General features: G+C 41.7%; 12 protein-coding genes. 3 read left to right on the plus strand and 9 right to left on the minus strand.

Translation table 11 applies throughout. The features are described 5' to 3' along the window. Positions 1-13 precede the first annotated feature (13 nt). Positions 14-679, minus strand: a complete 666-nt coding sequence (locus tag B2O97_RS23560; RefSeq protein WP_070569625.1) for a DUF2625 domain-containing protein — start codon at positions 677-679, stop codon at positions 14-16. Positions 680-880: 201 nt separating this feature from the next. On the opposite strand from B2O97_RS23560, the gene B2O97_RS23565 reads away from it, so the two are divergent. After that, positions 881-1,411 (plus strand): YfiT family bacillithiol transferase, encoded by a 531-nt coding sequence (locus B2O97_RS23565; protein ID WP_070569622.1) that lies wholly within the window; start codon positions 881-883, stop codon positions 1,409-1,411. A gap of 78 nt (positions 1,412-1,489) precedes the next feature. Here B2O97_RS23565 and B2O97_RS23570 read toward each other — a convergent pair whose 3' ends face one another. From B2O97_RS23570 to B2O97_RS23585, 4 genes are read right to left on the minus strand one after another with little or no spacing between them, the layout of a single operon-like run. Next, a complete protein-coding gene (locus B2O97_RS23570) occupies positions 1,490-1,717 on the minus strand; it encodes a hypothetical protein (protein WP_070569618.1) in 228 nt (75 codons plus the stop codon). A gap of 3 nt (positions 1,718-1,720) precedes the next feature. Continuing rightward, positions 1,721-3,055 carry a tetratricopeptide repeat protein gene (locus B2O97_RS23575; protein ID WP_286768269.1) on the minus strand — a complete coding sequence of 445 codons (1,335 nt, stop codon included), beginning with the start codon at positions 3,053-3,055 and terminating at the stop codon, positions 1,721-1,723. Between the two features lie 36 nt (positions 3,056-3,091). Beyond that, the gene (locus B2O97_RS23580) at positions 3,092-4,270 is read right to left on the minus strand and encodes a WG repeat-containing protein (RefSeq protein ID WP_070569609.1); all 1,179 of its coding nucleotides are present in this window, start codon (positions 4,268-4,270) and stop codon (positions 3,092-3,094) included. Positions 4,271-4,289: 19 nt separating this feature from the next. Then, complete coding sequence (locus B2O97_RS23585) at positions 4,290-6,767, minus strand: SEL1-like repeat protein (RefSeq protein ID WP_070569605.1); 2,478 nt, start codon at positions 6,765-6,767, stop codon at positions 4,290-4,292. Positions 6,768-6,941: 174 nt separating this feature from the next. On the opposite strand from B2O97_RS23585, the gene B2O97_RS23590 reads away from it, so the two are divergent. Beyond that, the gene (locus B2O97_RS23590; protein WP_070569602.1) at positions 6,942-7,499 is read left to right on the plus strand and encodes a hypothetical protein; all 558 of its coding nucleotides are present in this window, start codon (positions 6,942-6,944) and stop codon (positions 7,497-7,499) included. Positions 7,500-7,559: 60 nt separating this feature from the next. Then, a complete protein-coding gene (locus B2O97_RS23595; RefSeq protein WP_139145084.1) occupies positions 7,560-8,120 on the plus strand; it encodes a hypothetical protein in 561 nt (186 codons plus the stop codon). Between the two features lie 136 nt (positions 8,121-8,256). Here the strand turns inward: B2O97_RS23595 and B2O97_RS23600 are convergent, their stop codons facing one another. The 4 genes from B2O97_RS23600 to B2O97_RS23615 all read right to left on the minus strand — a co-directional run bounded on the left by B2O97_RS23600 (position 8,257) and on the right by B2O97_RS23615 (position 12,314). Continuing rightward, positions 8,257-8,961 carry an NUDIX hydrolase gene (locus tag B2O97_RS23600; protein WP_070569595.1) on the minus strand — a complete coding sequence of 235 codons (705 nt, stop codon included), beginning with the start codon at positions 8,959-8,961 and terminating at the stop codon, positions 8,257-8,259. Positions 8,962-8,964: 3 nt separating this feature from the next. Next, positions 8,965-9,891 carry a hypothetical protein gene (locus B2O97_RS23605; protein WP_201303504.1) on the minus strand — a complete coding sequence of 309 codons (927 nt, stop codon included), beginning with the start codon at positions 9,889-9,891 and terminating at the stop codon, positions 8,965-8,967. A 154-nt stretch (positions 9,892-10,045) separates the two neighbouring features. Continuing rightward, entirely contained in the window at positions 10,046-10,828 is a 783-nt protein-coding gene (nadE, locus tag B2O97_RS23610) for an NAD(+) synthase (RefSeq protein WP_070569592.1), read from the minus strand. Next, complete coding sequence (locus B2O97_RS23615; protein WP_286768270.1) at positions 10,818-12,314, minus strand: nicotinate phosphoribosyltransferase; 1,497 nt, start codon at positions 12,312-12,314, stop codon at positions 10,818-10,820. The genes nadE and B2O97_RS23615 overlap by 11 nt, the downstream gene beginning before the upstream one ends. Position 12,315 lies beyond the last annotated feature (1 nt).

The following is a 12,315-nucleotide window of genomic DNA, read 5'->3' on the forward strand; positions in this document are numbered from 1 at the left end:
ATTGAAATAACAATTAGCGTCCACCAGCAAATTCCATCGTAAAATGGTAGTTCTCATCGATGGCCATTGGCTTACGATCCACTTTACGAAAATCGCGTGCTTCTTCAGTCCACAGGAAAGGGTAAAATGAAAAAACTTGATTGCCGCTCAGGAGTTTGACCTCTTCGCTCCAGTCTTTCCATTTAAATGTTTCGTAAAACTGTCTAATATCCCCTTTCAATGCCCAAAAAACAAAATCTGAATAACCACATTCCAAACTTTCCCATTGTAAGGTATCTTGTGCGAAATAATAGACCTGTCCAATAGCATCTCCCAGCGCACCAGCATTAATAGCGAAATAACCACCTAGAACATCGTCTGCAATCAGCAAAAAACCACCTTTTTCGCCTTCCTTGTCAAAACTTTTCCCTTTATTCCATTCCATAATCCCTCGGTCCAACTGCGACGAGCCAGAGCCTAAAATACGTAACCAGCCCCCATCGATTAAAATACCACCAGTTTGATGAATAATGGCTCCCATAGGCGATTTTGTGGTAATTTGGGCCCTTAAAAGTTCCTCATCAGCCCGCTTAGGGTTTCGAGGAAGCACTTCATAAGCATTCGTCGCTTCTTTCATCCAACTTTCTACCAACTTCCATCCTGAATTACTTGTATCAATCAGTTCTTTTAGACTTTTCATTTCCTATGTGTTTTATGCAGCGACCAGCTAGTCTACCGGTCGAATTCGAACGCTATCCAGCTATTCATTGTGCCGAAATTACCATAATTCTTTATCGCATCCAAATTACAGCAGACCCAAGAGCAAATCGAAGAAAATATTCTTCGAAAACATACACCTAAAGATTAGGAACCTTGTGTCTATTTTAACTAATTTTAAGTCATGCAACATGAATTAGAAAAACTCAGATACCCTATAGGTCGCTTTGCGATACCCGATGTCATCAACAAATCCCTGTTGAATGACTGGATCAAAACAATTGCCGACTTTCCGGCCCGGTTAAAATCCGAAGTCGGCGATCTAACAGACGACGTACTGGAAAAACGCTACCGTCCCGAAGGCTGGACGATTCGTCAGGTCGTTCATCACTGCGCCGACAGCCACATGAACAGCTTTGTCCGTTTTAAATTAGCCCTCACAGAAGAAGACCCAACCATCAAATTATATGAGGAGAAATTGTGGGCCGAGCTTCCCGACGCAAAAAATATTCCAATAGAAAGCTCGATCAAATTGCTCGAAGGTCTACATGAACGCTGGGTTATTTTGTTGAAAAGCCTGACTGGCGAACAGCTTGAAAGAGGTTTTATTCATCCTGCGACCAAAAGGTTGATTTCTTTAAAGATCAATATTGGCCTCTATGCCTGGCATTGCAATCACCACCTGATGCACATTGTCAATGCTAAAAACCATTGATGGGCATCAAATATCGCAATGATCATTTCACTTAAAGTCAACAGATCATTGCGATAAATTTACTCTATTGCCGTCACTTTACGATAATGACATCGCCCATATAAAGGCCAGCAATCCGGCGGCAACCAGTCCAATAACACCCGATACCACAAAGGATAGGAAATAATATCCTACCGTCCGTGTTTGCTTCTTTACACGATGAACAATGCCTGCAGATAACGTATAAAGTGTTCCAAATCCAAAAAAAACAATCAGGATCAAGTCGATCAGAATGCCACCAAAATCTATATTTGCTGATGATAACATAATTTACTTTTTCTTTTTAAACAGTTTGCCAAAAAAGGACGAGCTAGCACCTGAGTCTTCAGACTGATTATCCCATTGCAATAAATCCAGTTCGATATCCAGTTCATTGTTTTTTGCAAAATCAAGCCAATGGACATATTTTTCCTGATTTCTAAATGTAGGATCATTCTTGTAATAATCCAATAAGCGAGCAGTGGCACTTTCGTAAACACCATAGTCGTTGGCTCGTTCAAAATAGTGGATCGCCTTTTTACTGTCCTTTTTAAATTTAAGTCCCTGATCATAGAGCAATCCATAATAAATATTGGAATAACTATTTTCTTTATCCCTTTTCAAATAAACCAATAGACGATCGTAATCCTCCAAACTGTAATAGATAGAAGCTATATTGCTGTTGTTCTCAACTAATTTTAATTCAGCTTTCTGATAATAGCTGAGGGCTTTTTCCAGATCTTCTTCGACATAGGTTCCACTTGAATAAAAGTAGCCTAAATTGGACAAAGCATAGCCATTACCCAACTCTGCTCCTTTCATGTAGGCATTAAATGACTTTTCCAGGTCTTTTTTATAGCCGATGCCATACTGAAAGAGGTAGCCGATTGCATTCCATGCAGCGGAATAATCTTTTTGGGCCGCTTGTTCATAATATTGAATTCCTTTGTCCAAATCTAAAAAAGGATTGTCTTCGCTATCAGTATCCGTATAGATATTCCCCAATTCATGCATGCTGCTTTCATTATTCTGGTCAGCAGAAAAGGTAAAATAGCGTATCGCCATTTCGACATCGCCTTGTCGGCAACAGTCCAGGGCCATATGATATAGCGTATAACTATCATAACTGGATTCAAAATTATCGCCCTTCGCAGCCTTCCACCCTTCAAAAAAACGATTACATATTTCAAAATCTTCTCCAGACAATTGATCCAGCTTCTTCAGAAACTGACCATATTGATCTTCCTGAATTACTTCCACACCATCGTAGCCCTTTTTATACAACAGGTCACCTTGCAATAACATCAGATCCTGATAGTGATTAACGCTTGCACAAACATAATCGTAGGCGGAACTGAGCGTCCTTTCCACTGCGTCAAAATAGTAATATCTTCCCGCATGGTCTTTCAGAATAAAATAATCCATCACAGCAGCATATACAATTTTCACATAGTGCGTTGAGAGCGGGACCAGCCACACCTTTTCAGCAGCCTGATAAATTCCCCTCCCGGTTGCTGTTTCGATAATATAGCAATCCCAGGCGCCATTACCAAAATCAGTCCCCCCTTGAATGGACCGAATTGCCAAATCTTGCAGTACAAAGGCGCGGGCTTCCAGGTCATACAAACGGATGCCGCCGGAATCAGCAAAAAATAATGCGCTTCAGCCATTTCCGGCATTAAGTACAGCAACATCTTTGACCAAGATAGTTCCATCGGGAGACAAAACTGATTTTTTCTTTTTATTATTCAAATTGACTGCATAAAAATCAAACAGTAATTCGCTCAGTGCACTACTGGCAAAAGCGCCAAGCAAAATACCGCTATTGGAATAATAATGACGCAGTTTATTTCCCCCAATCTCTTGATAGATAAATCCATCATAATCAATTTCAAACGGTTTGTCCGCACCGGCAGCATTGAACAGCTGGCCTTGAGCATCGATGATATAATATTGCTGATCTTTCTTCCCCTGATAATAACCGTAAGCAAAATCTTCGAGTTCATCATATTCAAGTGGTATGATTATTTCTCCGTTCCCGACGTTGACTAATCCATATTTTTTAGCTAAGCTCACCTTACCAACCGTTGATCCGGTTCCATATTGGGCTGGCGCCGCCGATGAATAAACACAGGAAATAGCTTCTTCTCCACCCCTATTCAAATAACCGAACAGCTCATTTTTCTGTATGACTGCGATCCCTTCACACTCAAAAGTACCAATTTCCTGATAGCTAGCTTCGACCTTCACCTCCCCTTTTGCATTGCGTATCCCCCAAAGCCCCTGATCTTCAAAAAATTGATTATCCAGACGATCAATCGCGTCTCTATTCCACCAGCCTAAGCCATAGTTGCTCCATTCCAGTTCGAGCATCGCTAAAAAAGAAGTATAACCAGCGGACACCAAAATAAACTCAAGCTCAGCTAAGGATTGTTTTTCGATTGCTTTTTCATAGAGCAAATTCTTCTCAAGGATTTCAATTGCAAAATCTTTGGCCTGTTGGCTATGTTTAACATCGCTCATGTTAAATACATCACTTGCGTTCAGCTGGAAATAATCGAAGGGTAAACCGTCCAAAAAATCGAACAGTTTCCCGATAGCTGCCATGGCCAGCGCATCGGAATTTAACCCATATTCATGAATGAGCAAATCATACAACGCACGAAGCTTTCTGACTCCCGGTTCCTTTTCGGAGTAAACTAAGGTACCTTTTGCTTTCGGATTAGCAGCAAATAGGGGTAAAAAAAGGGGTGGAATCACATAGTTCCATTCTCCTAAATAATGAGGGAAGTAATCTTGATCCTTCTTATCTGTATTGTAAATATATATGCGATGAGCCATTTTCTATGCAATTTCCTTACTATTGATCAATTTCAACAGCATTTTCTTTAGCAAAATTGAACCAAAATCCGTATTTATCCGCGTCTGAAGCCGCTCCATGCGCTCCATAGAGTTGTAGCAAACGATTAACGGCATAGGCGTACACGCTATTTTCATTGGCTTTTTCATAGTAGCGGATCGCTTTTTGTAAGTTTTGCTTTACACCAAAGCCTTCCTCATAAAGAATCCCATAATAAATAGCAGAAAATTGATTGGTTGTATCCTTTTTCAAATAACGCAATAAGTTCGCATAATCTTGCCCTTGATAGTAGATTTCTGCGATTTGAGCATCATTATAAATCCCCGCTTTCTCTGCTTGTTTAAAATAATCTAGGGCTAAGGCATAATCTTGTTCCACATATTCACCCTCGTAATACCAGTTACCCAGGTTGCTCATGGCCTGCGCTTCCCCCAGCGCAGCAGACTTTTGATAGGCCTTTAAGGCTTTAGATACATCAAAAGCTACACCATGGCCTGTGGCATATAAAAATCCCCAATTGTTCCATGCCTGCGCATGATCATGAGCCATGGCCTTTTCATAAAAAGACTTTCCTTTTTCGATGTCCATCCCCTCGTAGTCATCATCCGTAAAGATGTTTCCAAGCAGATATTGACAGTCCGCACTACCCCGATCTGCTCCGAAGCTGAACAGTCGAATGGCATCTGAAATCTTTCCCTCCGCTTCCAGCTTCTTACCATTTTCCAACAGCGTTTCATTGTCAAAATACTGTTCGTAGCCGTCGCCCTTACGCCTGATCCATGCCTGATAGAACTGTATAAAATAACTTTGATCACGCCCCCGGAGCTGGTATCGCTCGGAATACAAATAGCCATATGCTGTTTCGGGAATCTCGACAACATTTCGATTTATATCCAAATTAAACAACTTATCCCCTTTGAATAAAAGCAACAGTTCACCTTCGGCCGCTTCTGGTCTTGGGTAATGAAAAGGCGAACAAATATAATCATACAGCGCACTACGGACGTTAAGCTTCGTATCGAAGCAGTACATACCCTGTGCACAGTGTATGCGCATAAAATCCAAAAAGCAATGTTCGATTTTTTGATAGGCAATAGCAGGTTCAAGTAACCATTCCCCTCGATGAGCGTCATAAATCCCCTGTCCTTGGGCACAACCAACGACAAAGATATCTTTACGGTACTGCTGTATATGATCGACTAGAACCTGATCAATCGTTAAATCAGCCAATCGGAATAAGCCTAGTTCAAGCGAATAGATCTGCCATCTTTTATTTTTGAGATACGCAATACTTCGATAGTCGTCCAACACTATAATCCGGTCAATTCCTTCATCCAAAATATTACCATCGGGTTGAATGACGGCAATTTTTGACTGTAGCTTATTGGGTTTAATCCAAAAATAGCGATTGGCTAGCGGCTCCAGGCTACCTTCCAAAAAGGTCCCTAAAAACTGACCATCCATTAGGTAATACTTCCTTTTTATCGTTCCTTTTTGCCGGCTATAGAACAACTTGTTATAGTCAAACATAAACGACTCGGCTGCGGGATCTGAAATAATCAATCGTCCTTCAGCCGAAAGGAGCATGTGGCTATCCCCCTGTCTTGCATTTAAAAAGCCATAGGCGATCCAGTCGAGTTCATCATATAATGCAGGTATGCTCAGCTGTTTGGTATCAATATGCAATACCCCACGTTTCCCTGCCACTTCCACTTCAGCGTAATTGTTCCCATTGATATGTCGGGCATCAAAGGCCTCCACATATTGACATGGAATTAGTATAGTGCCACTCGTATCAACATAACCAAAAAGGCCATCGCGTTCAACAACAGCGATCCCCTGTTCATTGAATTCGAATATTTCATCGTAAATCGCCTCAACCAAAATATCCCCCTTGGCATTCTTTAATCCCTGCTTTCCTACTGCCTCAAAAACTTCAGGGTCTGGCTCTTTCAGAACGTCTTCTTCCCATAAACCCAATCCATAATCAATCCAATCGGTTTGAAGGGCATCTAAAAAAGAAGTATAACCAGACGCTTTCACAAGCGGGTCAAGCGGATCTAAGGACTGTTCTTCGACAGCTTGTTCAAACAATAAGGCTTGCATTTTAATTTCTTCCACCCAATCTTTGGCTTGCTCCACATCTTTTTCCGCATTCATTGTAAAAACATCGCGTCCATCGATCTGCAAGGTATCAAAAGGTAGCGCTTCCAAAAATTCAAACATGTTGTTGACAGGCTCATAATAGCTTTTTTTATAATGCAATTGATACCTATCAGCCAACAACGCATAAAAATAGCGAAGTCTTGCGATCCCATCTTCCTTGTTGGCATAAAGCTGAGAACCTTTGGAACGGATATTGGCGGAAAATAATGGCCGCATGAGGATGGGAATTTCATAATTCCATTCAGCCAGGTAAGTGGGATATGTTTCTTTGGTCCTGAGATTTACATTATAAATATAAATACGATGTGCCATACTTTATTTCTTCTGTTTTTTGTTGTATCACATTGATCCGTTCCATACGACAAGAATCATGCGAATGCCGTAAAAATACCGTATTTATCGATTTTTTCGATTAGCGGAAAACAGGGATTTTTTTCTCCCCCTATTTTCGGCAACTTTGGATTGGATTTTGTAACAGAAAGAACAATGAATCATTTCAAATACAGTTATTATAGCAGTGCATTAGCACTCCTCGCGTTACAAATCGCTTGTCAGGAAAAACCAAAACAAGCTGAAGCACCTGTAAGTTCAAGCAAGGCCATGGAAAAAGCTGCCGAGGATACTGCCCCCAAAAAAAGTATCTCGTTAAAAACTTCCAAACTGGATAGCATTGACCAAGCAAATGCACAAAGCGTACTGGAATCTGACGAAATCACCAAAGCTTATGTAAACTTAAGTGCTCGAGACAGTATGATCCGCTTACATGCCAATATACGTATCGATCATCGCTTCTTTGGATACGAAGAGGCAGATAAACAGGCTACGAAGTTGCTTTTGTTTTCCATCTTTACAAATGATGTGGAACACAATCCATTTCAACTCAAATTGGGTGCATACTATGATACCTCCGACTTAGAAAGTAAAGGTTTAAAACTAAAATATGCTGGCCTAAAGGGCGACTTTGTAGCAGCGAAAATCATAGACGCCACCGATACACCGGTAGGCACCGTCTACTTCGAAAGAAAATGGGTTGAGATTGAATAACAAAAACCGTTTCTCAATCTATATGTTTATGAGTAACAACAATAATTGCGAAAAATAACGATGAAGGTAATCTTAAAGACTATGTTTCTGTCCTGCATGGTATTGTTTTTCAGCTGCCAGCAAAAGAATGGAGCCAAAAAATCAGCTGCCGCATTCAGCAGCACCGCCAGCATAGACTCCATAAAGAAACAAAAAGAGCTAACATCCATATCCGATGATAACCTTTCGCTCTTTAAACAGCTGTATCCTATTGCTATTCTTCGACCGGAAAGCAACGATAGTTTTAAGAAGTATGGCATCGAATTCTCAGGAATATGTTATGCATGCGATCTTGCAGAAATCAAAATGAATAAAAAACAACTGCTTTTGGTCAATGTCTGTGATTCCAATGAAATCTATCAAATCAAAGATTTCACCTATAATTTTCGTGACAGCGGCCTCACGATGAAGACTAAAAATAATGAGTTTTACTTCAAGAAAATAGAGAAAGAGCCCATTTTCGAATTAAAAATTAAGGGGGATTCTCTTTTGTTAAAAAATAAACGTGTCGCAAAATACTATACACAGAAAGCTTTAGTCGATCAGTTCGAAGTCCATGATTGTGGTGATTTTCAGGGTTAGCCCAAACGCGACTCAGCTTGAATTAGTGTATTAAGACAGCGCTGCACCGGACATTAACGTAAGATCTTAAAAAGACCAGACAGCAATGAAAGCAGGCAGAAGCCAATTTCATGGTTGCCTGCTCCGTTCTTTAGACCTATACTTCAAAATAAAACCCCGATTCAGTAAGTTCTTTATATTTTACCCTGTCAAAACTATAGATCTTTGCAGCCCTGGCACGCCGGTCTTTTTGCTTATCGCTGTGGTCGATCAATAAACCCATGCTGAGAATTTTTTTTCGAAAATTCCCACGGTCAATTGACCGCTGCAGAACGGTTTCATACAAATTGTGTAAATCGGGCAACGTAAACTGTTTGGGCAAGAGCTCAAAACCGATTGGTTGATAACGAATTTTACCCCTGAGCCGTTGTATGGCGGTGTTCAAGATCTGTTTATGGTCAAAAGCGAGATCCAACTTTTCGTCAATACCAAACCATTGCACCGCATCGATATCAACCCCTGCTTCCAACGTATAAGCATCGGGCCTGACAAGTGCATAATAGGCAATACTAATGACTCTTCCGCGCGGATCACGAGCTAAGTTTGAAAATGTATAAAGCTGTTCGAGGAAAATATCTTTGAGACCGGCCTCCTCCTGCAGTTTACGAATCGCACAGTCGTCGGCGTTCTCATCTTCCTGAATAAAACCGCCAGGAAATGCCCATTTTCCCAAGAAAGGCTCTATTGCCCGTTTGGTCAATAATACCTTAAGCTGGTTTTTATCAAAGCCGAAGATTACACAGTCAACCGTAACAGCAGGTCTTGGGTAATCATATGTGTATTTTTTTTCTGAGGCTGTCATCTGCTACAAAGTTACTTCGGTTGACAATTTGATCTGGATTCCATACTTCTCCTTTAAAGCCTCAAACTGCTGTAAAGTCTGCGCTTCAAATCCAGCGATGGGCGACATACAGTCGATCAATAAGGTGATTCGTGACGTAATCGCTCGATCTTGTTCAAAATATTCCAAAATCTGCACGGTTGATGCTAAAACACAATGACTGGAAGCTTCACCGGCGATGTATATCGCATCGTAATCGCGAATTGCATCGAGCACAGCATGATTTACGAATTTATTATCGTCATATTCCGCTTTGATAATACCGTACATTTCCGTATTTGGATCTTGCCCCTTATAAACCAATATCGGTTTGACCTGACGTGCTGCACTGTGAAAATAAAGCATATTGGTAAATTGACTCTCCAGCTGCGCCCCCGAAGTCCCTTCCAGACAATGGTATGGCCAGATACACAATTGTTTTTTTCCCTCAGCTTCCAAATGCTGGAGATAATCCAGCGCTAAGGCTGTATGGTCATTCGCAGCACGCCAGATACCATCGCGGACATCGGCATGGCGAATAACGGTGAATCGCTCCGGATGATTTCCCGCACTGTCAAGCCACCAAGCGGGATGGAAAATCTGCCTTATCGAGTGACAATCGAGACTACACATGACTTGCGTTAAGGCCTCAATATTACGGTACATCCACTGCGTCAGACGTTGTACATCGGCCTTTGAACCGTTGACGGCAAGACTACCGATGGATTCCATAAAATCATTTTGGACATCGATCGCCAATAGCAAGGTTCGTTTTTTATCCAAGGCTGCTGGCTGTATATTTTCTTCCTGTGCCAACATCAACATGTTTGGAATATTATCCTTTTTGCCGCTGGCAATCTGTTGGACATCTACAATCTGATCAAATTGTGTTTTTATGTTATTCAGTTTCATAACATCTATATTTATTTCAACGCAGCCTTCATTTCGCAGAACGATGAAGCCATTAAAGCCTTCTTCCAGTGAAAAATCATCTTCACTATAGTACTTTTTTGTCCCTTGTTGCCTGTTATGAAGTGCTTGCGTCGACTTCTCGAACCATTTAAAATTAACCTTTGAATGTAGGCACCGCTGCAAACTTGTGGGCAGATTGTTGTATACGTTTACGAATAATTTCGTCTATAACCGGATCGCCCGATGTACCTTTTAAAATAAACCCATCGATTTGCGCATAGGTCATACCCAATTCCTCTTCATCGGTCTGCCCCTCCCAAAGACCAGCAGATGGACTTTTATACTGAATAGATTCGGGCACCCCCAAATATTTGGCTAAGGTATATACTTCCTGTTTGGTAACCATTGCCAGCGGGTTCAGATCATAGGCACCATCGCCCCACTTCGTAAAATAACCTACAGTAGCTTCGGCCATATTCCCCGTACCAATAACAAATCTACTACCCAATTGTGCTAATTGATACAAATACGTCATACGAACACGTGGACGAATATTAGCAAGGCTCAAAGCGCGGTTAGTGGCGGTAGCTTCTGCGATAAACTTTTCTTGATGAATGGCCAACGCATCCACCGCGGGTTGAATGTCAAATACATGAAATGGAAAATCAAATTTCTGAATAAGCTCCATGGCATGTTGATGGCTTTTACTTTTGTTCATATCACTGCCATACGGCATCAACACCAAGTGGACATCCACCTGTGCCAGCCGGCATAGGCAAGCGACAACACTGCAGTCTATTCCACCACTCATACCCAATACAAGTCCTTTGCGGTCGGCCGATTTCACCTGTTGGGCAATCCAGGATGCCATCAATTGTGCATACTGTGCAACGTTTTCATCCTGGATGAAAAACGGTTTGTTTACGCTATTTTCCATATACTCGAATTGTTTCAGTTCTTAATCTATTCCTTATTTCTTCAAAACGCGTTGTGCGTATAAATTCGCCATTCAGATAACATGTTTCCAGCAGATTTCGTTCACCCAGATCGGCGACCGTTTGCGGTGTAAGATCGTCTATCAAACGAAAATCGTCATTTTCAAAGACCACAGCGACCATCCCCTTTTGCGACTTTTTAAAGTTGCCAGTATCTGTAGCGGGACGTTTCTGTATCGCTTTAAACTCACCATTGACAATCTCAGCCGTCCCTTTTAACGCAAAGCCAAAGGTATCCCGTGTCACATACTGATAGGTATACGAACCTATGCCCAATATGGTATTCGTCGAGGCAAAACCCTTATCCAGCAAACCTTGACAGATCTTATCCGCTCGATCGACTGTAATGGAATCACCGTACACTACGCCAATATGGGGATCCAGCTCCTTAAAGCCTTTGCTGTTGGTCGTACCACCAAAAAGTTCAAACAAACGTTCGACGATACCTTTCTGCACAGTACTGCGATCAGATGCAGCATCGCCACAGATAATCTTCACAGGATCGCCACTATCGGGACGAATAACAACCTTCCCCTCCCTAGCCATAATAAGATCTTTCAATTGCGGCAATACATTGTCAACTACATTCCAGAGGTCGTAGGTATCCGATACGATGGAGATATTTCCACTTGGATACACCGTTGTGATTAAATGTCGAAATGCTTCTACCTCGTCCTCTCCGTACGAACACATTACACTGTGCTCCGTCGATGGGGTGTACATCATTACATCACTTTTTGCATGATAGTAGGATTTCAGATACTCCCGAACAGACAATGTAGCAGAGACACCGAAGCTCAACAGATGTCCCCCAGCCGTACGATAAGCCGTTTCAGGAGAACCCATACCACGCATGGAAAAATCTCCGGCCTGCGTAAAGACTTTATTGACGTCGCCCGTTCTCTCGGCAAACCCCGTCAATAACCTTTTATAGCGATCTGCGATTGTCGCTGCAGTCATCGGTGACCAGATAAAAGCCGATAATTGTGTTTCCAGGTAACCCGGAAGCCAGAAAAAATCGGGATGTGTATTTTCAATCGTAAATATTGGTACGCCGACAGGAACCAAGCTTCCTTCCTGCAACGCATTTACCTTGATTGGAAGATACCCCAGCCGATGTAAGTCGCGAATATGTTTCGAATCATGCGTCGCCGCAAACTTCGCGTTTGTATTTTCAAAAACAGTTGCAATTGCCTCTTCGTAAGCCGCCACGACCTCTTCTTCCGGTTGAGCAAAAAAGTTTGCATCAAATGAATTGGTGATTTCGGCCAAGGCTCCCTGTAATCCAAAAAATACAACATGACTAATACCTTCTATGCGAGACATGCGTGGCGTCCAAGTCTCATAAACCCATTCCGTATGTGTTGGATATTGATCCTTATGACACAATTTATAACCATCTGTCCAAAGTATTGGATTCTTGCTCATT

The sequence above is a fragment of the Sphingobacterium sp. UBA865 genome (assembly GCF_002295765.1).
Lineage (GTDB): Bacteria > Bacteroidota > Bacteroidia > Sphingobacteriales > Sphingobacteriaceae > Sphingobacterium > Sphingobacterium multivorum.

What these genes read in the sequence shown, in the direction of transcription:
- B2O97_RS23560 (WP_070569625.1), bottom strand. Translation starts at nt 679, where the DNA reads ATGAAAAGTCTAAAAGAACTGATTGATACAAGTAATTCAGGATGGAAG.
- B2O97_RS23565 (WP_070569622.1), top strand. Translation starts at nt 881, where the DNA reads ATGCAACATGAATTAGAAAAACTCAGATACCCTATAGGTCGCTTTGCG.
- B2O97_RS23570 (WP_070569618.1), bottom strand. Translation starts at nt 1,717, where the DNA reads ATGTTATCATCAGCAAATATAGATTTTGGTGGCATTCTGATCGACTTG.
- B2O97_RS23580 (WP_070569609.1), bottom strand. Translation starts at nt 4,270, where the DNA reads ATGGCTCATCGCATATATATTTACAATACAGATAAGAAGGATCAAGAT.
- B2O97_RS23585 (WP_070569605.1), bottom strand. Translation starts at nt 6,767, where the DNA reads ATGGCACATCGTATTTATATTTATAATGTAAATCTCAGGACCAAAGAA.
- B2O97_RS23590 (WP_070569602.1), top strand. Translation starts at nt 6,942, where the DNA reads ATGAATCATTTCAAATACAGTTATTATAGCAGTGCATTAGCACTCCTC.
- B2O97_RS23595 (WP_139145084.1), top strand. Translation starts at nt 7,560, where the DNA reads ATGAAGGTAATCTTAAAGACTATGTTTCTGTCCTGCATGGTATTGTTT.
- B2O97_RS23600 (WP_070569595.1), bottom strand. Translation starts at nt 8,961, where the DNA reads ATGACAGCCTCAGAAAAAAAATACACATATGATTACCCAAGACCTGCT.
- B2O97_RS23605 (WP_201303504.1), bottom strand. Translation starts at nt 9,891, where the DNA reads ATGAAACTGAATAACATAAAAACACAATTTGATCAGATTGTAGATGTC.
- nadE (WP_070569592.1), bottom strand. Translation starts at nt 10,828, where the DNA reads ATGGAAAATAGCGTAAACAAACCGTTTTTCATCCAGGATGAAAACGTT.
- B2O97_RS23615 (WP_286768270.1), bottom strand. Translation starts at nt 12,314, where the DNA reads ATGAGCAAGAATCCAATACTTTGGACAGATGGTTATAAATTGTGTCAT.